At 71.2% G+C, this 19,818-nt stretch carries 22 protein-coding genes; 15 read left to right on the forward strand and 7 right to left on the reverse strand.

Annotation, left to right across the window (positions count from 1 at the left end; all coding sequences use genetic code 11):
* Window positions 1-48: 48 nt before the first annotated feature.
* From BLT44_RS01380 to BLT44_RS01405, 6 genes are all read left to right on the forward strand, one after another.
* The gene (locus BLT44_RS01380) at window positions 49-1,422 is read left to right on the forward strand and encodes a TrkH family potassium uptake protein (protein WP_010155960.1); all 1,374 of its coding nucleotides are present in this window, start codon (window positions 49-51) and stop codon (window positions 1,420-1,422) included.
* The gene (locus tag BLT44_RS01385; RefSeq protein WP_029608177.1) at window positions 1,415-2,080 is read left to right on the forward strand and encodes a potassium channel family protein; all 666 of its coding nucleotides are present in this window, start codon (window positions 1,415-1,417) and stop codon (window positions 2,078-2,080) included. Before BLT44_RS01380 ends, BLT44_RS01385 begins: the two co-directional genes overlap by 8 nt.
* A gap of 112 nt (window positions 2,081-2,192) precedes the next feature.
* Complete coding sequence (locus tag BLT44_RS01390) at window positions 2,193-2,561, forward strand: SAV_915 family protein (RefSeq protein WP_010155958.1); 369 nt, start codon at window positions 2,193-2,195, stop codon at window positions 2,559-2,561.
* Window positions 2,558-2,851 carry a hypothetical protein gene (locus BLT44_RS01395; RefSeq protein ID WP_010155957.1) on the forward strand — a complete coding sequence of 98 codons (294 nt, stop codon included), beginning with the start codon at window positions 2,558-2,560 and terminating at the stop codon, window positions 2,849-2,851. The genes BLT44_RS01390 and BLT44_RS01395 overlap by 4 nt, the downstream gene beginning before the upstream one ends.
* Window positions 2,848-4,008, forward strand: a complete 1,161-nt coding sequence (locus BLT44_RS01400; RefSeq protein ID WP_029608176.1) for a hypothetical protein — start codon at window positions 2,848-2,850, stop codon at window positions 4,006-4,008. Before BLT44_RS01395 ends, BLT44_RS01400 begins: the two co-directional genes overlap by 4 nt.
* Window positions 4,005-4,823: a hypothetical protein gene (locus tag BLT44_RS01405; protein ID WP_010155954.1), complete on the forward strand. Its 819-nt coding sequence runs from the start codon at window positions 4,005-4,007 to the stop codon at window positions 4,821-4,823. Before BLT44_RS01400 ends, BLT44_RS01405 begins: the two co-directional genes overlap by 4 nt.
* 59 nt (window positions 4,824-4,882) lie before the next feature.
* Here BLT44_RS01405 and proC read toward each other — a convergent pair whose 3' ends face one another.
* Window positions 4,883-5,770 (reverse strand): pyrroline-5-carboxylate reductase, encoded by an 888-nt coding sequence (gene proC / locus BLT44_RS01410; RefSeq protein ID WP_010155953.1) that lies wholly within the window; start codon window positions 5,768-5,770, stop codon window positions 4,883-4,885.
* A gap of 137 nt (window positions 5,771-5,907) precedes the next feature.
* Here proC and BLT44_RS01415 point away from each other — a divergent pair, with 137 nt between their 5' ends.
* The 5 genes from BLT44_RS01415 to BLT44_RS01435 all read left to right on the forward strand — a co-directional run bounded on the left by BLT44_RS01415 (window position 5,908) and on the right by BLT44_RS01435 (window position 11,112).
* A complete protein-coding gene (locus tag BLT44_RS01415) occupies window positions 5,908-6,870 on the forward strand; it encodes a cation diffusion facilitator family transporter (protein ID WP_010155952.1) in 963 nt (320 codons plus the stop codon).
* A gap of 178 nt (window positions 6,871-7,048) precedes the next feature.
* Window positions 7,049-8,179 carry an ABC transporter substrate-binding protein gene (locus tag BLT44_RS01420; protein WP_010155951.1) on the forward strand — a complete coding sequence of 377 codons (1,131 nt, stop codon included), beginning with the start codon at window positions 7,049-7,051 and terminating at the stop codon, window positions 8,177-8,179.
* 157 nt (window positions 8,180-8,336) lie between these two features.
* Complete coding sequence (locus BLT44_RS01425; RefSeq protein WP_010155950.1) at window positions 8,337-9,182, forward strand: ABC transporter permease; 846 nt, start codon at window positions 8,337-8,339, stop codon at window positions 9,180-9,182.
* Entirely contained in the window at window positions 9,179-10,021 is an 843-nt protein-coding gene (locus BLT44_RS01430) for an ABC transporter permease (RefSeq protein WP_040504949.1), read from the forward strand. The genes BLT44_RS01425 and BLT44_RS01430 overlap by 4 nt, the downstream gene beginning before the upstream one ends.
* Window positions 10,018-11,112, forward strand: a complete 1,095-nt coding sequence (locus tag BLT44_RS01435) for an ABC transporter ATP-binding protein (protein ID WP_010155948.1) — start codon at window positions 10,018-10,020, stop codon at window positions 11,110-11,112. Before BLT44_RS01430 ends, BLT44_RS01435 begins: the two co-directional genes overlap by 4 nt.
* A 338-nt stretch (window positions 11,113-11,450) precedes the next feature.
* Here BLT44_RS01435 and BLT44_RS01440 read toward each other — a convergent pair whose 3' ends face one another.
* Window positions 11,451-11,885 carry a nucleoside deaminase gene (locus BLT44_RS01440; RefSeq protein ID WP_010155947.1) on the reverse strand — a complete coding sequence of 145 codons (435 nt, stop codon included), beginning with the start codon at window positions 11,883-11,885 and terminating at the stop codon, window positions 11,451-11,453.
* Window positions 11,886-11,941: 56 nt separating this feature from the next.
* On the opposite strand from BLT44_RS01440, the gene upp reads away from it, so the two are divergent.
* From upp to BLT44_RS01455, 3 genes are all read left to right on the forward strand, one after another.
* Window positions 11,942-12,580, forward strand: a complete 639-nt coding sequence (upp, locus tag BLT44_RS01445) for a uracil phosphoribosyltransferase (RefSeq protein WP_010155946.1) — start codon at window positions 11,942-11,944, stop codon at window positions 12,578-12,580.
* Between the two features lie 372 nt (window positions 12,581-12,952).
* Complete coding sequence (locus BLT44_RS01450) at window positions 12,953-13,648, forward strand: winged helix-turn-helix domain-containing protein (RefSeq protein ID WP_010155945.1); 696 nt, start codon at window positions 12,953-12,955, stop codon at window positions 13,646-13,648.
* Window positions 13,649-13,819: 171 nt separating this feature from the next.
* Complete coding sequence (locus BLT44_RS01455) at window positions 13,820-14,515, forward strand: DUF4870 domain-containing protein (RefSeq protein ID WP_010155944.1); 696 nt, start codon at window positions 13,820-13,822, stop codon at window positions 14,513-14,515.
* A gap of 77 nt (window positions 14,516-14,592) precedes the next feature.
* Here the strand turns inward: BLT44_RS01455 and BLT44_RS01460 are convergent, their stop codons facing one another.
* Complete coding sequence (locus tag BLT44_RS01460) at window positions 14,593-14,943, reverse strand: TIGR02611 family protein (protein WP_010155943.1); 351 nt, start codon at window positions 14,941-14,943, stop codon at window positions 14,593-14,595.
* 69 nt (window positions 14,944-15,012) lie between these two features.
* Between BLT44_RS01460 and BLT44_RS01465 the strand changes: the two genes are divergently transcribed.
* Entirely contained in the window at window positions 15,013-16,257 is a 1,245-nt protein-coding gene (locus BLT44_RS01465; RefSeq protein ID WP_040504946.1) for an aminotransferase class I/II-fold pyridoxal phosphate-dependent enzyme, read from the forward strand.
* Here BLT44_RS01465 and BLT44_RS01470 read toward each other — a convergent pair.
* From BLT44_RS01470 to BLT44_RS01485, 4 genes are all read right to left on the reverse strand, one after another.
* A complete protein-coding gene (locus tag BLT44_RS01470; RefSeq protein ID WP_010155941.1) occupies window positions 16,169-17,182 on the reverse strand; it encodes a glycosyltransferase family 2 protein in 1,014 nt (337 codons plus the stop codon). The two genes, BLT44_RS01465 and BLT44_RS01470, sit on opposite strands and share 89 nt — an antisense overlap.
* A gap of 7 nt (window positions 17,183-17,189) precedes the next feature.
* On the reverse strand, window positions 17,190-17,390 hold the full coding sequence (locus BLT44_RS01475; RefSeq protein ID WP_010155940.1) for a CDGSH iron-sulfur domain-containing protein: 201 nt from the start codon (window positions 17,388-17,390) through the stop codon (window positions 17,190-17,192).
* Complete coding sequence (locus BLT44_RS01480) at window positions 17,387-18,430, reverse strand: iron-containing redox enzyme family protein (protein ID WP_010155939.1); 1,044 nt, start codon at window positions 18,428-18,430, stop codon at window positions 17,387-17,389. Before BLT44_RS01480 ends, BLT44_RS01475 begins: the two co-directional genes overlap by 4 nt.
* 151 nt (window positions 18,431-18,581) lie before the next feature.
* Window positions 18,582-19,721, reverse strand: coding sequence for a YihY/virulence factor BrkB family protein (locus tag BLT44_RS01485; protein ID WP_010155938.1), 1,140 nt, complete (start codon window positions 19,719-19,721; stop codon window positions 18,582-18,584).
* Window positions 19,722-19,818 lie beyond the last annotated feature (97 nt).

The raw sequence follows: 19,818 nt of genomic DNA on the forward strand, positions 1-19,818 counted from the left end.
AGCGTCCGGTTCACCGGATTGCTCTCGCTGAAGTCATGGATCGGCAGCATGATCCACTCGTCGCCCGCACGTGTGGCGCTGCTGGTCTTCACCGCATTGATCCTGGTGTGGACGGCGCTGCTCTCGCTGCCGATCGCGAGCCGCGCGCGCGAGGTGACCCCGCTCGCCGACGCGCTGTTCACCGCGGTCTCGGCGATCTGCGTGACGGGACTCTCGACGGTCGACATGGCGACGCACTGGTCGCTCTTCGGAGACCTGCTGATCCTCGCCGGCCTGCAGATCGGCGGCATCGGCGTGCTCACCCTCGCCAGCATTCTGGGCCTCACGGTCACCCGACGGCTCGGCCTGCGCTCGCGACTGCTCGCCGCCGGCGACACGAACCCGATGCGGATGGGCCGCGACGTGTCCGAGAGCCAGGCCGTGGGGCTGGGCGAGATCGGCGGGCTGCTCGCGGCGGTCGCGACGAGCCTCGTCGTGATCGAGCTCGCGCTCACCGTGTTCATCACGCCCCGCCTCATCGCCGAGGGCTACGACTTCTGGCACGCCCTCTGGAACGGGTTCTACCTCGCCGCGTCGGCGTTCACGAACACCGGGTTCGTGCCCCTGCCCGGCGGGCTGGAGCCATTCGCGACCGACACCTACCTGCTCAGCGTGCTCGCCGTGGGCGTCTTCCTCGGCAGCATCGGCTTCCCAGTGATCTTCGCGCTCTACCGGTACGTGATCGGCGGCGGGTGGCGCGCGCACAAGCGGCTCGGGCTGCACGCGAAGCTCACGCTGACGACGACGCTCCTCTTCGTCGTCTTCGGGTGGATCGCGATCGCGGCGCTCGAGTTCAACAACACGCGCACCCTCGGCTCGCAGAATCTGGGAGACACGCTCTTCAGCTCGGTGTACATGTCGGTGATGACCCGCTCGGGCGGGCTCGGCGTCATGGATCCCAACGACATGAACGGGTCGACGCTGCTCGTGGTCGACATGCTCATGTTCGTCGGGGGCGGCTCCGCGTCGACGGCGGGCGGCATCAAGGTGACGACCATCGCCGTGCTGTTCCTCGCGGCGTACGCCGAGGCGCGCGGCTACAAGGACATGCAGGCGTTCGACCGCCGCATCCCCAACGAGGTGCTGCGCGTCGCCGTCTCCGTGCTCATCTGGGGCGCGACGATCGTGCTCGCCGCCTCGGTCGCCATCATGCATCTCACCGGCGAGCCGCTCGACATCGTGCTGTTCGAGGTGATCTCGGCCTTCGGCACCTGCGGCCTCTCGACCGGGCTGTCGGGCGAGCTCGACGACCCCGGCAAGTACATTCTCGCCGCCACCATGTGGGCGGGCCGCGTCGGAACCGTTACGCTGGCGGCGGCGGTCGCAGCGACGAGCCGGTCGCGCATGTTCCGCCTCCCTGAAGAAAGGCCGATCGTTGGTTGATATTCGCAGTGACGCCCCCGTGATCGTCATCGGCCTCGGGCGCTTCGGCGCCGCAACGGCGGGCCAGCTCGACCGTCAGGATCGCGAGGTGCTGGTCGTCGACACCGATTCGGGCCTGGTGCAGAAGTGGGCCGACCGCGTCACCCATGCGGTGCAGGCCGACGCGCGCTCCATGGAGGCGCTCAAGCAGATCGGCGCCGACGAGTTCCAGATCGCCGTCGTCGCCACCGGAGCGTCGATCGAGTCGAGCGTGCTGATCGCCGCGAACCTCGTCGACCTCGGGGTGCCGCAGATCTGGGCGAAGGCCATCTCCATCTCGCACGGCAAGATTCTCGAGCGCATCGGCGTGCACCACGTCATCTACCCCGAGCGCGAGGCGGGCGAGCGCGTCGCGCACCTGCTGAGCGGCAGCATGCTCGACTTCATCCAATTCGACGACAACTACGTGATCGCGAAGATGTACCCGCCGCGCTCCATCCGGGGCCGCTCGCTCAGCGAGAGCGGGGTGCGCACCCGGTACCGGGTCACCGTCGTCGGCGTGAAGACGCCGGGGCAGCCCTTCACGCACGCGACGCAGGAGACGGTCGTCTCGCGGCACGACCTCATCATCGTGAGCGGCACCGCCGCAGACGTGGAGCGCTTCGCCGCCATCGGCTAGGGCTGCCGGCGCCGCGCGCACCGCTGCGCCGGGCGTGTTGGCACTCGGGCGCCGAACCGGGTAGGTTCTCCCGCGGGGGGGTGGTTTTCCTACTGAACCACCGGAGTGCGCAATGCTCAACGACCCCCTGCACGACACCAGCGGCCTGCGCGGCGCCCGAGCGAGAGCCGGGCGCGCAGCCGCCGCGAACGCACGAGGGCGAGATCCGCAGCGCATCGTCCCGCCGCTGCTGTACCTCCCCGTGCGACTGCTGCCCGATGGCTCGCGGATCGCCGAGCGGTTGCGCACCACCGACGAGCGCGTCGCCCTCCTCGCGTTCACGGCGCTCGATCGGCTCGTCGGCTCCTGCGGCCCGTCGCAGGCCTGGGCCGTCGTCGAGGTCGTCGCACTCGATGCGCTGCAGGCCGAGCAGCCGTTCGACCTCGTCGCGTTCGACCCCGACATCCCGATCGAGCTGCTCGGGGGAGGGCGCCTGTCATGACGAGCCTGTCGATCGACGGAGACGCGGTGGTATCGCTCTTCGCGAAGATGGAGCATCGGAGTGAGAATCTCAGCGCAGCGCTCTCCGCGGTACCAGCCGCTGCGGATGCGGGCGAGGCGTCCGCCGACCTCGGCGTCATCGTCGTGGCGATCCACGAACTCGCCGAGAAGGCCCAGATCGCACTCACGGGCCTCCTCGATCTCGGCATCGCAGCCGTCGACGACCTGCTCGCCGGCGACGAGGACGCCGCGGAGGTCTTCACGCAGATGGAAGGCCTCTCGCTCTCATGATGCCGGCGATCGATCTTCACATTCCCGGGGACAGGCGCTCCATCTGGGACGTCGTCGACTGGATGACCTCAGCAGCGGCAGGGGTCGACGAACTGGCCGATGGGCTTGCGAGGTTGGGAAGCGACATCCAGTACTCGTGGCAGGGCGACGCGGTGCTGAGTTTTCAGGCGGCGGCGACGAAGCTGCAGCTCGCCTGCGAGCCCATTGCAGCCTACGCTCGCGAAGCCGCAGACGTGTTCACGGCGTTCGCGGAGCGCATCTCTCGGGGCAGGTCGACGTTCGCGGACCACGCGGATTACGCCGCAGCCGCCGGCATTCCCGTGATCGCGGACCGTTTCATGGCACCGCCCGAGTCACCGGTGGAGTTCGCGCCCACCGGCGAGTGCCTGACGCCGGACCCGGCCTCGGCGAAAGCATACGCCGATCGGATCGAGATGTTCCTCGAGATTCGCCGGCTCGTCGCGCTCTGGTTCGACGACACGACTGCGTGGATCACCGACAACATCGTTCCGCTCATCGGCAAGCTGCAGGGCATCACCGGCCTCGATCGAATTCTGCAGCACTTCGACCTCAACGGGTTCGATCTTCTGGAAACGCTCTTGGCTGACGCGGAGCGGCGGGTCGGCTCCCGACTCGATGAGTTCATCGAGCGCCAGCGGTCGTTCGAGGAAGCCTCCGACGAGCACCGCAAGGACACGCGCTCGAACGACCCGCGCCGCCAAGCACGAGTCGACGAGTTCGACAAGGCGGGCAACCGCACCGCGCTCGAAGAGGTCGAAAAGCAGATCGCCCGGCTCGAACCGGGCAAGCTGCTGCTGCGCGGCGGCGGCGCCGCAACGGGCGTCATCGGCGCCGCAGTAGAGCTCGCGGGCGGCGCCTCGCCGGGCGAAGTCGGTGCTGGTGTCGTGGGCGGGGCCGTCGGCGGAGCAGTCGGAGCGGCGATCGGGGGGCTCGCTGTAGCCGTTCCGTACGTGGGCCCACTCATCGTTCCACTCGTTGCCGCTATCGGATCTTCGGGTGGAAGCGCGGCCTCGAAAGCGGCGTGGGGAGCCTGGATCCCCCTGCGCACGAGAGAGGCCGTCGACGCCGGCCTGCACGACGAGTACCGACTGCGGGCGAGGTACGACCCGAACCTACGCCCTCCGCTGATCCGATGAGCGCGCGCACCTGCCGTGGCGCATCGCGCCTCCTGCAGTTCCCCGCTGTCGGCACCGATGCTCCGACCATAGCCGGCGGCGGAGTCTTCGGAGCTCTGCGCTTCTTCTCCGCAGCATTCGTGATCGCAACCGGTCTCTGGGCCGCGGCATGGCTCTTCAGCGATCCCGAAGGCTGGCATTTCGCGGTGGCTCCGTACTTCGTCGTGAATGCAGCGATTGTGCTCGCCTTGACCTGGGCGACGCACCGGGTGGCCGCGCGGCCGCACCGCATTCGCTACTTCACGCGCGCGACCGGCCTGTGGATCGGCTATCCGCAGCGGATGCACCGCTGCATCGCGGCCCTCCTGCTCCTCAACGGTCTCCTCTTGGGCATCGCCAACGCCGTGTACACCTGGGAGTTCTTCGTCGTCGCGGGGAGAAGCGTGCTCGATCTCCCGCGGCTCGCCTGGGGAGTCCTGGCGGTCATTCCCCTCAGTGCGTACGGACTGGCTCAGCTCGCACGGCACCTGCGCCTTCCCCCGGGCGTGCACCTCGAGGAGCGAGGACTGACATTCGCGAGTTCGTCCTTCGAGCGGACTCCATCATGGGAGGAGATCGCAGCCATCGAGGCAGTCGAGGCGGGCAAACCGCACCTCGTCATCGTCGAGAGCAGCGGCCGGCGGAGCAGCGTCAGAGCTCTGGAGCTCGGCTCAGACCCGGTGACGGTCGCCGCGATCCTGCAGTTCTTCCTGCACCGCCCCCAGCACCGCAGCGCGCTCGCCGACCCCCAGCAGGCGATTCGCTGCTTCCTCACCCACCGCCACGACCCATCGTGACGCGGCGTGGCCGCTCCCCGGACCACCGTCTCCGGAACGGCCGCTCCCGGAACCGCCGCTCACTCCCCCCGCTCGATCTCCTCCGACCGGCGCACGTTCGCCGCGAGCGCGCGGTCGAACAACTCCGCCCAGCCGCCGCGCTGCAGCTCCAGCACCGCCTGCTCGGTGGTGCCCTTCGGGCTCGTCACCTTGCGCCGCAGCGTCTCCGGGGTCTCGTCGCTGTGCGCCCAGAGCTGCGCCGCCCCGACGATGGTCTGCTTGACGAGGGTGCGGGCCTGATCCTCATCGAACCCGGCGCGCTCCGCCGCCGCCGTCATCTCCTCCGCGTACAGAAAGAGGTAGGCGGGGCCCGACCCCGAGACCGCGGCCACCGCGTTGATCTGATCCTCGCGCACGATCAGCGCCTCGCCCACGGTCGCGAACATGCGCTGCGCCAGGGCGACCTGCTCCTCGCTCGCAGACGCCCCGCCGGCGATGCCCGTCGCGCCGAGGCCGATGGTCGACGGCGTGTTCGGCATCGCGCGCACCACCGCCACGCCGTCGGGCAGCTCAGCCTCGATCGCCGCGCTCGTCACGCCCGCGGCGACGCTCACCACGACGGCGCCCGGCGCGAGGTCGCCCGCGATCTCGCGCACCACGTCGCGCACCATCCACGGCTTCACGCCGAGCACGACCAGTGCGGCGCCGCGCACCGCCCGACGGTTGGCCTCCGGATCCCGCTCCGACGACAGCGCCGTCACGTCGCCCGCACCGGCGAACGCCTCCGCGCTCGCCTCCGACCGGGTGGTCACGGCGATGGGGCGCTCGATGTCGACCTCGGGCGCGCGCAGACCGGCCAGGATCGCACCGCCCATCGAGCCGACCCCGATCATCGCGGTGCGGGGCAGTCGGGAATGGTCGGGGGTGCGGCCCGGCGCGCGGGTGCCGTCAGCAGTCGTTTCGTCCATTCCCCCAGTGTATGGAGGGCCGCCGACAGAATGCGGGCCCCGACCTTGTTCGCTTCCGTGCCGTTCCGATCCGACGCGCGTCATAGACTTGGGCCAGCAATTCGGGCACACGGGGTCCAACACGGGAGGCATCTGGAATGAGCGCGACAGGCGGCAGCAAGGCGATCATCGCGGCACTACTCGCCAATCTGGGGATCGCGGTGACGAAGTTCATCGCCTGGGCCTTCTCGGGCTCCTCCTCGATGCTCGCCGAGGGGGTGCACTCGCTCGCCGACTCGGGCAACCAGGTGCTGCTGCTCATCGGCGGCAAGCGCGCGCAGCAGAAGGCCGACAAGGAGCACCCGTTCGGGTACGGCCGCGTGCGCTACGTCTACGCGTTCGTCGTCGCCATCGTGCTCTTCTCCATCGGTGGCGTGTTCTCGGTGTACGAGGGCATCTCCAAGATCCAGCACCCGCACGCCCTCGAGGTGTGGTGGCTGCCGCTGCTCGTGCTCACCATCGCGATCGTGCTCGAGAGCTTCTCGCTGCGCACGGCCATCCGCGAGAGCCGCCCCCACAAGGGCACGTCGAGCTGGTTCCAGTTCATCCGCCGCTCGAAGGCGCCCGAGCTGCCCGTCGTGCTGCTCGAAGACATGGCGGCGCTGCTCGGCCTCGTCTTCGCGTTCATCGGGGTCGGCCTCACCGTGCTCACCGGCAACGGGCTGTTCGACGGCATCGCGACCGTCGCCATCGGCGCGCTGCTCGTCGCCGTCGCCATCGTGCTCGGCGTCGAGGTGAAGAGCCTGCTCGTCGGCGAGGGCGCGAACGACGACGACGTCGCCAAGATCGAGACCGCCCTGCTCAAGTCGCAGGACGTCAATCGCATCATCCACATGAAGACCCTGTACCTCGGCCCCGACGAGTTCATGGTCGGCGCGAAGATCGACATCGCCCCGACCAAGACCATGAACGAGGTCTCCGTCATCATCAACCTCGCCGAACGGCGCGTTCGCGAGGCCGTGCCCGCAGCGCGCGTCATCTACATCGAGCCCGACGTGTACCTCGACCCGAACGCGGACACGCCGTCGACCAGCTCGATCGTGATGCTGTCGAGCGACTGACGCCGCCGACGCTCACGCCGTGCGCGGTGCACGCACCGTTCACCGTGCAGCCACCGCACCGCTCCTTCCCGGTCACCGCGCACTTCTAGCGTGGGGTCTCGGATCGGCCGCCCGTTCACGGGGCGAGTCCGCACGCGCCTCCCGGCGATCCGAACCCCATACGTTGGAAGGAACACCCGTGACCTCTCGCGCCATTCTGCGCTCCGCCGCTGTGATCACCGCCCTGCTCATGGGCGGCTCGCTCGCAGCCTGCTCCACGGCGAGCAACGCCGAGGGCGGCTCGGAGACCGACGCCGCCACCGCCACGAGCGCCGCAGACTTCGGCGGCATGGACGCGCTCGTCGCCGCCGCTCAGGAGGAGGGCGAGCTCAACGTCATCGCGCTCCCCGAGACCTGGGCCAACTACGGCGAGATCATCACCGGCTTCGAAGACAAGTACGGCATCACCGTCAACTCCGCATCGCCCGACGCGTCGAGCGCCGAGGAGATCCAGGCCGCCGAGAACCTGCAGGGGCAGGACACGGCGCCCGACGTCTTCGACCTCGGCAGTGCCGTGGCGCTCGAGAACGTCGACAAGTTCGCGCCCTACCAGGTCGAGACCTGGGACGACATCCCCGACGCGAACAAGGAGGCCACCGGCCTCTGGGTGAACAACTACTCGGGCATCATGTCGATCGGCTACGACTCCGAGAAGCTGCCCGAGCCGCAGGCGATCGACGACCTGCTGGGCGACGACTACACGGGCTCCGTCGTGCTCAACGGCGACCCGACCCAGGCCGGCGCCGCCTTCGCCGCGGTCGGCTCGATCTCGTCGCTGAACGGCGGCGGCGTCGACGACTTCGGGCCCGGCGTCGACTTCGTCGCCGAGCTGCGCGATGCGGGCAACCTGCTGACCGTCGACCCGACGCCGGCGACGATCGCGTCGGGCGAGACCCCCCTCGTCTTCGACTGGTCGTTCAACAACATCGCGGCCGCCGCCGACAAGCCCGGCTGGGAGACGACGGTGCTCGAGGGCCCCGCCTATGTCTCGTTCTACAACGAGGCCATCAACAAGGACGCGCCGAACCCGGCCGCCGCCCGCCTGTGGCAGGAGTGGATCTTCTCCGACGAGGTGCAGACGCTGTTCCTCGAGGCGAACGCCGTGCCCGTGCGGGCCGACGCGCTGCAGGAGGCCGGCTCGGTCGACGCCTCCCTGCTCGACACCGCCACCTTCGGCACGAGCAGTGAGGACTGGATCACCCCGACCGAGGACGACACGGCGGCCGCCAACGCCCTCCTCGCCGAGCGCTGGGCCGACGCGATCAAGTAGCGCAGGATCCGTGCGGTGGGGGCGCGAGCCGCCCCCACCGCACGCGTGCGTCCGCACCCGCCTGCACCCGCACCCGCCTGCACCCGCTCCGGCCCGCGCCGGACCGCGCCCGCACCCGCCTTCCCGATCCCGCTCTGCCGACACTTCCGGAGCTTACGTGAAACGCCTCGCATCGGTGATCGGGCTCGTCCCGTTCACCGCGTACATCCTGCTCTTCCTCGCCGTGCCCACCGCCCTCGCCGTGGGCAGCGGCTTCACCGACGCCGACGGCTTCACCCTCGCGAACCTGCAGGTGCTCGCCGCCCCGGCGACGCTCGGGGCCTTCGGCGCGAGCGTGTGGCTGAGCGGCATCACCGCCGTCATCGGCGCCGTGATCGGCGCGATCCTCTGCTGGGCGCTCGCCGCGCTCCCCGAGCGGGGGCCGCTGCGCCGCGTCATCGACGCCGCGAGCTCGGTGCTCGCACAGTTCGGCGGCGTGATGCTCGCGTTCGCCTTCGTCGCGACGATCGGCATCCAGGGCCTCGTGACCGTCGGCCTGCGCGAGCGGCTCGGCGTCGACATCTACGCCGAGGGCGTGTGGCTGTACGAGCTGCCCGGGCTGATCCTCCCGTACGTCTACTTCCAGGTGCCCCTCATGGTCATCACCTTCCTGCCCGCGGTCGTCGCACTGAAGCCCGGCTGGGCGGAGGCCGTCGCGACGCTCGGGGGCGGCAGCGTCGCCTACTGGCGGCGCGTCGGGCTCCCCGTGCTCGCACCCGCCTTCGTCGGCTCGCTGCTGCTGCTCTTCGCCAACGCCTTCTCGTCGTACGCGACCGCCGCAGCGCTCATCAGCCAGGGCTCCCAGATCGTGCCGCTGCAGATCCGCGCCGCCCTGATCGGCGAGACCGGTGGGTCGAACTCCGCCACCGCCGGCGTGCTCGCCCTCGGCATGATCCTCGTCATGACCGTCGTGATGCTCGCCTACAGCAGGCTCATGGCCCGGGCCGGGCGGTGGCAGCGATGAGCGCGCGCGTGCCCGGCCGACCGTCGCGGGGCGTCGCGTACGCCGTGATCTCGCTCATCGGCCTCGTCTTCCTGATCCCGCTCGCCGCAATGCTCGAGTTCACCCTCCGGCAGACCTCGGGCGGGTACGGCCTCGACCACTGGGCGGGGCTGCTCGACCCCGAGAACGCGCGCGCCTACCGGCCCCTCTTCCAGGGGCTCGGCAACTCGTTCGTGCTCGCCGCACTCACCCTCGTCATCGTGCTCGGCGTGTTCGCCCCGACCATCGTGCTCGTGCACCTGCGCTTCCCACGACTGGAGCGCGCCCTCGACCTGCTCACCGTGCTGCCCATCGCGATCCCCGCCATCGTGCTCGTCGTCGGCTTCGCGCCGATCTACCGCGCGCTCGGCGCGATGGTCGGCTCGGGCGCCTGGACGCTCTCGCTCGCGTACGGCGTGCTGGTGCTGCCCTTCGCGTACCGCGCGATCGCCGCCGACCTGCAGGGCATCGACGCGCGCACCCGCGCCGAGGCCGCTCGCTCGCTCGGCGCCGGGTGGGGTGCCGTGCTGCTGCGCGTCATCGCCCCCGGCGTGCGCCGCGGCATCCTCGCCGCGTCGCTCCTCACCATCGCGATCGTGCTGGGCGAGTTCACCGTCTCGTCGCTGCTCAACCGGATGACGCTGCAGACGGCACTGCTGCAGATCTCCAAGTCAGACCCCTTCGTCGCCGTCGCGGTATCGTTGCTCTCGCTGGTCGGCGCCTTCCTCGTGCTGCTGCTCGTGAGCAGCACCGAAGGCGCGCCGCGCCGCAGCGCACGGCGCGGTTCCCGCCCCTCGACCCCTCAGGAGCCCCGATCATGAACGCCACCACGACCCAGACCCGAGCCGGCGCGGCGGTGCGCCTCGAAGCGGTGACCAAGGCGTACGGCGCGACCACGGTGCTGCACGGCATCGACCTCGCGCTCGAACCCGGCGAGCTCGTGTGCCTGCTCGGCCCGTCGGGGTGCGGCAAGACCACCGCGCTGCGCTGCATCGCGGGCCTCGAAGACGTTACCTCGGGCCGGGTGCGCATCGGCGACGACGACGTCACCGATGTGCCGGTCAACCGACGCGACATCGGCATGGTGTTCCAGCAGTACTCCCTCTTCCCGCACCTGACGGTGGCCCGCAACATCGAGTTCGGGCTCGGCATGCGTCGGGTGCCGAAGGGCGAGCGGGCGTCGCGCATCGGCGAGATGCTCGAGATCGTCGGGCTCTCGCACCTCGCCGAGCGGTTCCCGCACGAGCTCTCGGGCGGCCAGCAGCAGCGCGTGGCGCTCGCCCGCGCGCTCGTCACGCGGCCCCGGGCGCTGCTGCTCGACGAGCCCCTCTCCGCTCTCGACGCGAAGGTGCGGGTGCGGCTGCGCGAGCAGATCCGCGCCATCCAGACGGAGCTCGGCATCACCACCGTCTTCGTCACGCACGACCAGGAGGAGGCGCTCGCCGTCTCCGACCGCGTCGCGGTGATGGAGGGCGGCGGGATCGCGCAGCTCGGCACCCCCGAAGACCTGTACCGACGGCCTGCGTCGCCCTTCGTCGCCGACTTCGTGGGGCTCTCGAACCGGCTCGCGGGCACGCGCGAGCAGGATCGCGTCAACGTGCGCGGCGCCCTGCTCCCGCTGATCGCGCCGGCCGCAGCGGGCACCACCGGCGTCTCGGGCGCCCCCGTGACGGCGTATGTGCGGCCCGAGCACGTGCGGCTCGCGGCGGAGGCTCCGGGAACCTTCGCCTCGCCGCTGAGCGGCACGGTGCTGTCGAGCGGGTTCCTCGGGCCGATCCGGCGCACCGTGGTGCAGTTCGACGACGGCGCCGAGCTGGCGTCGCAGCACGCCGCCGATGAGCTGTTCCGCGCGGGCGACCGCGTCGTGGTCTCGTTCGCCCCCGAGCCGGTGACGGTCGCGCCGCGCGCCTGACCGGGCGGCTGATCGGCCGCCCGCTGCTCATCCTGCGAGCGGGGTCACTTTCCGTGGGTGTCGCGCGGCCGACACGCACGAGAAGTGACCCCGCTCGCACGGAGGAGGCGCGCGGCTCGGAGCGCGCCTGCGCGCCCGCGCGCCTGCGCGCCTGCGCGCCCGCGCCCACCAGTGCGAGCGGGGTCACTTTCGGAGGGTGTCGAGGCTCCGATGCGGCGCAACACCCTCCGAAAGTGACCCCGCTCGCAGAATCGGAGCGGAGGAGCGGGGCGGAGCGGAGCCGAGCGGCGGAGCGGCGGAGCGGCGCGGCGGCGGAGCGGCGCCCGCAGCGCCGACCACTAGCGGCGGTGCTCGAAGAAGGCGCGGAGCAGGGCGGCGCACTCGTCGGCGCGCACTCCGCCCACCACCTCCGGCACGGCGTGCGGCAGACGCCCGTCGCGCAGCAGATCGTAGACGCTGCCCGCGGCGCCCGCCTTCTCGTCCCACGCCCCGATCACCACGCGCGGAATGCGGGCCGCGAGAATGGCGCCGGCGCACATGACGCACGGCTCCAGCGTCACCACGAGGGTGCACCCGTCGAGCACCCGGCTTCCGCGGGCTGCGGCGGCCTCGCGGATCGCGATGACCTCGGCATGGCCCGTCGGATCCGGCACCGCCTCGCGCACGTTGCGGCCCGCGCCGATCACCGCCCCGTCGGCGTCGAGCACGAGCGCGCCGACCGGGATCTCGCCCGCGTCGCCCGCCTCGCGCGCCGCGGCGAGGGCGAGGGCCATCGACGCCAGCTCCGAGCGAGATGGGGGGATGGGGGTCACGCCAATAGAATAGGCGCATGCGAGTCTTCGTTGCGGATCATCCCCTCATCACCCACAAGCTCACCGTGTTGCGCGACACGAAGACCTCCCAGCCGACGTTCCGGCTTCTGATCGAGGAGCTCATGACGCTGCTCGCCTACGAGGCGACGCGCGAGGTGCGGGTCGAGCCGCACGCGATCGAGACGCCGGTCGCTCCGACCACGGGCGTGAAGCTGAGCGAGCCGCTGCCGCTCATCGTGCCGATTCTGCGCGCCGGGCTCGGCATGCTCGAGGGCATGGTGAAGCTGGTGCCCACGGCCGAGGTCGGGTTCCTCGGCATGGCTCGCGACGAGGAGACGCTGCAGCCCACGACGTACGCCGAGCGGTTGCCCGAGTCGCTCGCGGGGCGCCAGTGCTTCGTGCTCGATCCGATGCTCGCGACGGGCGGATCGCTGGCGGCTGCCATCAAGTTCCTGTTCGACCGCGGAGCCGACGATGTCACGGCGATCTGCGTGCTCGGCACCCCCGAGGGCGTCGAGGCGATCGAGCAGGCCGCCGGCGATCGCGAGGTGACGCTGGTGCTCGGCGCGCTCGACGACGGGCTGAACGAGCAGGCCTACATCGTGCCCGGCCTCGGTGATGCGGGCGACCGCCTGTACGGCACCGCCGGCGACTGACGGCGCCTCGATCGAGCGATTGCTCCGGCTGGCGCTTGACACCCGGAGCAATGCTTTGCTTAACTTGCGGTTATGCATGAGACCATTCGTCCCCAGTCCGCCTTCGAGGTGAACTTTGGGAACCCCGGCATGATGATGGCCGGGCAGAGTGTCATGCGTTGTCGAATGTGCATGTGAACGTCTTCTGAGCAGTACGTCCACCCGGCGACACGTCCCGTCGCCGTGATCACGGGGTGCCCTCCGCACCGAGCGCCGCTTCTCTCCGATCTGCGAGAGCCGCGCACCGTATCGCCCGCACCACCGGCCGATCACCGGCCGAAGCGTCGCGCACCGCAGCGCCGATCGCATTCGACACCACGCAAGGACATCATCATGAACGCCACCACGCAGACCCTCCGCGCAGCCCGCCCCGACCTCGCCGCCGACCTCGCTCCGCAGTCGGCCCCCGAACGCCGTGTTCCCGAGGGCACCGAGGTGCGCGGCTTCGCGCTCTACGTCGGCCTCGCCGACGACAAGATCGCCGACGGCGATCCGAAGCTCGGCGCCATCGTCACCCGCATCAAGCAGCTCGTCGCCGAACTCGCTCCTGCCGCCGAGACCTACGCCGCCGTCGCCCTCGCCCCCGAGCAGACCGGCGGTCGCGATGTCGACGTCGTGCGCCTCGCGCTCGGCGACCCGGCCGCGGTAGCCCGTCAGAAGCAGCACGAGGCCGAGGAGCAGGATCATGCCGCCTCCGGGGTGATCCTCGATCTCTCGCGCAAGCGCGTGCTGCTCGACAACGTGACGGCCGCCCTCACGTTCCGCGAGTTCGAGCTGCTGCAGTACCTGGTGCTGCGCGAGGGTCGCACCATCAGCCGTGAAGAGCTCATCGCCGCGCTGTGGAGCGAGGGGAGCGACGAGGAGGTGCCGAGCGAGCGCACCATCGATGTGCACATCCGCCGCCTTCGCGTGAAGCTCGCGCAGTACCAGGACATCGTGCGCACGGTGCGCGGCACCGGCTACCGCTTCGACCGCCATGCTGACGTGGCGATCCTCCACACCGCCGCGCCGAGCCCCGACGCGTTCTAGGCGATGCGCCTGCCGCGCGCCGCAGCTCGCGACGCGCCGCACGCGCGACTCGACTCGCGCGGCCAGCACGCGCCGCGCACGGCGTTTCCCCTGCCGCGCAAGGCGCTACCGCGACGCGAGTCACCTGCGGTAGCCTCAAAGGCGCATCCTACGTCTTGAAGGAGACCGAACATGACTACGTTGCCCCCTGAGGATCAGCCCGGCCGCGAGCCCGCCGGCCACGGTTCAGGCGATCCCGCGCCGACGACGCCACCGGCTCCGCCCGCACCGCCCACGGTGCCGCAGGCTCCCCCGGCCGCTCCCACGGCTCCCCCGGCAGCGCCCCAGTTCCAGGCGCCGCAGTACCAGGCGCCCGCCGCACCGCCGGTCCCCCCGCAAGCTCCGCAGTACCAGCAGCCGCAGCAGCCGCAGCAGCCGCAGCAGGGCTTCCAGCAGCCGCAGCAGCCCCCGCACTACGGCGCTCCGGGCCAGACGCCGCCCCCCGGCGGCTACCAGCAGCCGCCCGCCGGGTACGGTCAGCCGGCCGCCGACCCCGCCACGAACGTAGTGCTGAACTACTGGCTGTCGGTCTTCTTCTCCTGGATCCCGGCACTCATCTTCTACCTGATCGACAAGGACAAGGGCGATCAGCGCGTGTACGCGTACCAGCGCGACAACCTGAACTTCTCGCTGCTGCGCGTGGGCGTCGGCGTGGTCACGTGGATCCTGGCCCTGATCCCTTACATCGGGTTCATCTTCGGGTTCCTGCTCGGCATCGGGTCGCTCGTGCTCTTCATCTTCCACATCATCGCAGCGGTGAAGGCGAGCGACGGCTTCCGCCGCGGCGAGCAGCCGGGCTTCATCTTCAACATCCCGCTCGTCAAGTAGCGCACCGCGCTCGGGCCTCGGCGCCTCGGACCTGCACACGCAGATCCGGGGCGCCGCGGTCGTTCAGGGGCGGCGCGTCACGTGCTGTACGCGGCGCGGCGCGCGCGCCAGGCGCGCCAGCGCTCCGTCACGCGCGCCACCGCCATGCGCACCCAGCCCAGCAGGCGGCGCGCCCAGTGGAACTCGGTGCCGAGGATCGCGAGCCCGAAGAACACGATGAGCCAGCCGGGCCCGGGCAGCGGCACCAGGATCAGCCCGGCGATCACGATGATCGCGCCGAACGCGGTGAGCGCGATGCGGTAGAGCGCGTCGAGCCAGGGCAGGCGCCTGATGAGCGCCCGCACGCGCGCCGACGCTCGTGCCGCGCGCTGCCAGTGACGACGGCGCCCGCCGTCGGGGGCGGCTTCGTGCGGGTGCGATGCGGGCATACGGGGAGGCTACGGGGCGACGCTGGCAGCCCGCCGCATGCCAGGTGGGTGCGCGCTTAGACTGGGCGGATGAGCGAACGATGGCGATCCGTGGCGGCCGCGGCGGGGCTGGCGGCGGCCGACGGCTCCACCCGCCCCACGATCTTCGCCGAGATGACGGCGCTCGCGAACGAGACCGGCGCGGCGAACCTCGGCCAGGGATTCCCCGACGCCGACGGCCCCGAGTGGATTCGGCGCATCGCCGCCGAGGCGATCCTGACCGGCGACAACCAGTACCCGCCGGGGCGCGGCATCGCCCCGCTGCGCGAGGCGATCGCGCAGCAGCGACGCCGCCGCACGGGCCTCGACGTCGACCCCGCCGCCGAGGTGCTGGTCACCGCGGGTGCGACCGAGGCGCTCGCTGCGGCGCTGCTCGCCTTCGCGGGGCCGGGCGACGAGGTGGTGACCCTGGAGCCGTTCTACGACGCGTACGCGGCGCTCATCGCGATGTCGGGCGCCGCCCACACCACGGTGCCGCTGCGGCACGACGGCGAGACGTTCCGCGTCGATCGGGCCGCCCTCGCCGCGGCGATCACGGAGCGCACGCGCGTGATCCTCATCAACACCCCGCACAACCCGACCGGCGCCGTGCTGAGCGCCGATGAGCTCGCGAGCATCGCCGAGGCGGCGCAGCGCGTCGATGCGATCGTGCTGACCGACGAGGTGTACGAGCACCTCGTCTTCGACGGCGCCCGGCACCACTCGATCGCGGCGCTGCCCGGAATGGGCGATCGCACCGTGACGATCTCGTCGGCGGGCAAGACGTTCTCGCTGACGGGGTGGAAGATCGGGTGGGCAGTGGGACCCGCCCCGCTCATCGAGGCGATCACCTCGGTGAAGCAGTTCCTCACCTACTCGGGCGGCGCACCGTTCCAGCCCGCGATCGCCCGGGCGCTGACCGATGGCGACGCAGACATCCGCGAGCTGCGCGATGCGCTGTCGGATCGCCGCGACCTGCTCATCGCGGGCCTGCGCGCGGCCGGCTTCGACCTCGTCGTTCCCGGCGGCACGTACTTCGTGTGCGCCGACGCGACGCCGTTCCTGAGCGAGGCGGTGCCAGACGGCGCCGCGTTCGCGCGCATGCTGCCCTGGGAGGTCGGCGTGGCGTGCGTGCCCGTCTCGGCGTTCTGCCGCGCCGGTTCGGAGACCGCCCCGGCGCTCGCGCCGTGGGTGCGCTTCACGTTCGTCAAAGACGAGCAGACTCTGCGCACCGCGATCGCGCGCCTCGCGACGCTGCGCGACGCAGCTGCGCCTCCGAGTGCGCCGCGCGCATGAGGCGAACCCGCCCGTAACGCACCCCGCCGCGGGCCCGCAGCCCGATCGCCGCCCAGATCGTCACCCCGCGCTCGAGCACCCACAGCGGAGCCCAGAGTGCGGCCGTCGGCGGATACACGGCCGAGCCGCCGTGCGCCCGGCGCCCGCGCTCGGCGAGCAGCAGCACCGCGGCGAGCAGCAGCACCGCCACGAGCGGCCCGGAGGCCCGCCGTCGCTTCGCGCACACCCGGACGAGTGCGGGGAGGATCGCGGCCTCCGCGAGCATGCGCGCGGGCTGCGCCCAGCTGTCGTACGCCTGCCGCACCCGCTGCGAGCGGAAGTGGGCGGCGGAGGGCGGGCGCCGCACCACGTACACGTCGGGGCGCGACACGACCCTGCCGCCGGCGGCCCGCACCGTGCGCTCCAGTTCGAGGTTCTCGAACAGCACGTCGGCGTCGTACCCGCCCATCGCGCTGAACGTCGCCCGGCGCACGCCGTACGTGCCCGGGAAGTCGTCGCCGAGCGCCCGGGTCAGCAGGCTGCGCCCCGTGTCCCACCGCGCGTGCCAGGGCGCCGGCTCGAACACGTTCTGCGGCTTGACGAGATCGGCCCCGTGCAGGGCGGCGAGCACGGCGCGCAGCGCGGCCCGGTCGTACCGCACGTCGTCGTCGGCCAGCACCACGAACTCGTGGCGGGCGGCCTCGACGCCCGCCATCACGCCGACCACCTTGCCGTTTCCGGTTGCGGGCGGGCGCACGGGCAGGTGCCGCGCGATCCCCCGCCACGCCTCGGCGTGCACGCGGAAGCGGGCCGCGTCCGATCCGTCGACGACGGTGACGTCGACCCAGGCGGCGAGCCGGCGCAGATACGCGGTGAACTCCGCCAGCGCGTGGTCGTCGCTCCACCGCAGCGGAATGACGACCTCCGCAGGCTCCCGCTCGCTCATGCGCCGCTCAGTCGTCGGTGCGGAAGCCCGAGAGCCGGTGCGTGCCGTCGCAGAAGGGCTTGATGGTCGACAGCCCGCAACGGCAGAGGGCCACCGTGCGCCGCTTCTGCGGAATCGGCTCGCCGTCCACCGTCTGCAGGGCGATCTCCCCGCGCACGATGAGGGGACCGTCGGGGTACGGCGTCACCGTCGGCTCCTCGCCGGTCACGACGCCGCTCCCGCGCGCAACGAAGATCGACCCTCGGTCCACGACTCGAGCATGTGCTCCCCCATCCAGCCGTCCACGGTGAGGCAGGCCGCCGCCCCGAACATGATGTCTGCGAGCAGCTCCGGCCGATCCTCGGCCAGCGCCCCCGCCATATCGCGCCCCGCGATCTGCTCGTGCACCGCGTCGGCCTCGACGTGCTCGTCGAAGTAGTCGGTCACCTGCTCGTCGTACCCGAGGCGGCGGAACCCGTCGCCGTACAGGCGGTTCGGGATCGCCGACGTCATCTCGAACGCGGCGAGATGCCCGACGATCGCGCCGACGAGCCTCCGGTTCAGGCCGAACATCGACATCATGTTGTGCGACGCGAGCGTGATCGCGGGAGCGTCGTCGAGGTAGGCGCCGTACGCGTCGTCGAGGCCGGCCCCCCGCATCGTCTTCGCGTAGATCGTTGCGTGCACCCGATCCGGCCGACCCCCGCCGTACTCGTCGGCCTGGATCTCGACGAGCGCCGCCTTCGCGCCCCCGCACAGCCGCGGGATCGCCCACGAGTGCGGGTCGGCCTCGCGCAGGGTGTAGATCGACTTCTGCATGAGGAACTCTCGCGCCTGCTCCTCGGTCGCGCGCTTCGCGAAGTACCGCGACAGGCTCGGGCCGGAGTCGGCGGAGGTGAGGTCGAAGAGCGCCTTCGCCACGTCGCGCGCCCGCGCCTCGGGCGCGTCGGGCACCGGCACGCTCGCGCGCAGCTCGGCCTCGAATGCGGCCTCGAGCACGGCGCGCGTCTCGATGAGCGCCGTGTTCCACTCCGCCTCCGCCGGGATGCCGTCGAGCGAGCCGTAGAAGCAGGCGTAGAGGAGGAAGAGGGCGAGCTGCACGTCGTCGTCGCGGGTCACGTTCGATGACGCGGCGACCGCCTGGCGCGCCGCGTCTGGAGCGTCGGCGGTGTCTCCCGCCCCGGAGAGGCCGTGCAGCAGGGCCTCGCTGAGCGGCCCGCGCGCCTGCAGGGCGAGCAGTGGTGAGGGGGTGTCGACGGTGACGGACATGGTTCTCCTATCTCTCGGCCCCAGCCTGTCGGCGGGCGCACCGCCCGAACAGGGCATGGCGGAGCGCCCCGGAGTGCGATATGCAGCCGGGGCGCTCGACCATCGGATCGCGGTGTGGGCCGCGGGGTCTGCGCGGCCTGCGCCGCGGGGTCTACTCCCTGCGATCGCTGCGGGGGCGGTCGGTGCGCGTGCGATCCGAGCGCGTGCGATCCGCCCCATCGCCGGTCGCGACGCCGTCGTCGCTGTTGCGCTCGCGGATGCGGCGCCCCTCCGCGATGTCCTTCTGCTCCTTCTGCGCGGCCTTGTCGCTCTTGCGCGTGTCGCGGGGAGGCAGCTGGATGCGATCCTCTGCCGGCATGCCGGCCTGCAGCTCGCGCCCGCGCTCGAGCTCGGCGTCGAACTCCGCTCCGAAGAGGATCGCGTTGTTCGCGATCCACAGCCACAGGAGGAAGATGATGACGCCGGCGAGCGATCCGTAGGTCTTGTCGTAGTTCGAGAAGTTCGCGACGTAGAAGCCGAAGGCGGCCGTCGCGATCGCCAGGAGGATGAGCGCGAGGAACGCCCCCATGCTCATCCAGCGGAACTTCGGCTGCTTCGCGTTCGGGGTGGCGTAGTAGAGGATCGCCAGAATCAGTGCGAAGACGACCAGCAGCACGGGCCACTTCGCGATCGACCAGATCATCGTCGCCGTCTCGCCGATGCCGAGCGTCGAGCCGACCGCATCGGCGACGGGGCCCGAGACCACGAGAATCACGGCGGCGATCACGATGAGCACGAGCGCGATGATCGTGACGAGCAGCTGCGCCGGCTTCAGCTTCCAGAACGGCCGGCCCTCCTCGATCTCGTAGATGCGGTTCATCGCGCGGCTGAAGGCCGTGACGTAGCCCGAGGCCGACCAGATGGCCACGACCAGACCGCTCACGAGCGCGAAGCCCGCCGCCGGCGAGCCCGCGAACTGCTCGATCGGGCCGCGCACCACGTCGGCCGTGCCGCCCGGGGCGACCTCGTCGACGATGCCGAGAATCGCGTCCGTCGCCGCCGGGCCCTGACCGAACACCCCCAGCAGGGAGAAGATCGCGATCAGGGCCGGGAACAGGGCGAGCACCGCGTAGTACGTGAGGCTCGCGGCGATGTCGGTGCACTGATCCGCCGAGAACTCTCGGATCGTCTTGCGCAGCACGTACTTCCACGAGCGCTTCTCGAGATCGGTCGGCCCGTCCGGCTTCCGATCGTCATCGGGATCGGGGGCGTGCCCCCGACGGTCGGCCTGCGATGTCTTCTGGGTGCTCATGGGGTGTTCCTTCCCGTGCCGGCTCGAGGTGCGGAGTCTCCAGTGAAGTACGGGCCCCGGCGGGCGTCATCGGGGTCGCGCCAGTGCCCCGGCTGCC

Source organism: Leucobacter chromiiresistens, from assembly GCF_900102345.1.
Taxonomy (GTDB): Bacteria; Actinomycetota; Actinomycetes; order Actinomycetales; family Microbacteriaceae; genus Leucobacter; species Leucobacter chromiiresistens.

What these genes read in the sequence shown, in the direction of transcription:
- BLT44_RS01380 (WP_010155960.1), top strand. Translation starts at nt 49, where the DNA reads ATGATCCACTCGTCGCCCGCACGTGTGGCGCTGCTGGTCTTCACCGCA.
- BLT44_RS01390 (WP_010155958.1), top strand. Translation starts at nt 2,193, where the DNA reads ATGCTCAACGACCCCCTGCACGACACCAGCGGCCTGCGCGGCGCCCGA.
- BLT44_RS01395 (WP_010155957.1), top strand. Translation starts at nt 2,558, where the DNA reads ATGACGAGCCTGTCGATCGACGGAGACGCGGTGGTATCGCTCTTCGCG.
- BLT44_RS01400 (WP_029608176.1), top strand. Translation starts at nt 2,848, where the DNA reads ATGATGCCGGCGATCGATCTTCACATTCCCGGGGACAGGCGCTCCATC.
- BLT44_RS01405 (WP_010155954.1), top strand. Translation starts at nt 4,005, where the DNA reads ATGAGCGCGCGCACCTGCCGTGGCGCATCGCGCCTCCTGCAGTTCCCC.
- proC (WP_010155953.1), bottom strand. Translation starts at nt 5,770, where the DNA reads ATGGACGAAACGACTGCTGACGGCACCCGCGCGCCGGGCCGCACCCCC.
- BLT44_RS01415 (WP_010155952.1), top strand. Translation starts at nt 5,908, where the DNA reads ATGAGCGCGACAGGCGGCAGCAAGGCGATCATCGCGGCACTACTCGCC.
- BLT44_RS01430 (WP_040504949.1), top strand. Translation starts at nt 9,179, where the DNA reads ATGAGCGCGCGCGTGCCCGGCCGACCGTCGCGGGGCGTCGCGTACGCC.
- BLT44_RS01435 (WP_010155948.1), top strand. Translation starts at nt 10,018, where the DNA reads ATGAACGCCACCACGACCCAGACCCGAGCCGGCGCGGCGGTGCGCCTC.
- BLT44_RS01440 (WP_010155947.1), bottom strand. Translation starts at nt 11,885, where the DNA reads ATGGCCCTCGCCCTCGCCGCGGCGCGCGAGGCGGGCGACGCGGGCGAG.
- upp (WP_010155946.1), top strand. Translation starts at nt 11,942, where the DNA reads ATGCGAGTCTTCGTTGCGGATCATCCCCTCATCACCCACAAGCTCACC.
- BLT44_RS01450 (WP_010155945.1), top strand. Translation starts at nt 12,953, where the DNA reads ATGAACGCCACCACGCAGACCCTCCGCGCAGCCCGCCCCGACCTCGCC.
- BLT44_RS01455 (WP_010155944.1), top strand. Translation starts at nt 13,820, where the DNA reads ATGACTACGTTGCCCCCTGAGGATCAGCCCGGCCGCGAGCCCGCCGGC.
- BLT44_RS01460 (WP_010155943.1), bottom strand. Translation starts at nt 14,943, where the DNA reads ATGCCCGCATCGCACCCGCACGAAGCCGCCCCCGACGGCGGGCGCCGT.
- BLT44_RS01465 (WP_040504946.1), top strand. Translation starts at nt 15,013, where the DNA reads ATGAGCGAACGATGGCGATCCGTGGCGGCCGCGGCGGGGCTGGCGGCG.
- BLT44_RS01470 (WP_010155941.1), bottom strand. Translation starts at nt 17,182, where the DNA reads ATGAGCGAGCGGGAGCCTGCGGAGGTCGTCATTCCGCTGCGGTGGAGC.
- BLT44_RS01480 (WP_010155939.1), bottom strand. Translation starts at nt 18,430, where the DNA reads ATGTCCGTCACCGTCGACACCCCCTCACCACTGCTCGCCCTGCAGGCG.
- BLT44_RS01485 (WP_010155938.1), bottom strand. Translation starts at nt 19,721, where the DNA reads ATGAGCACCCAGAAGACATCGCAGGCCGACCGTCGGGGGCACGCCCCC.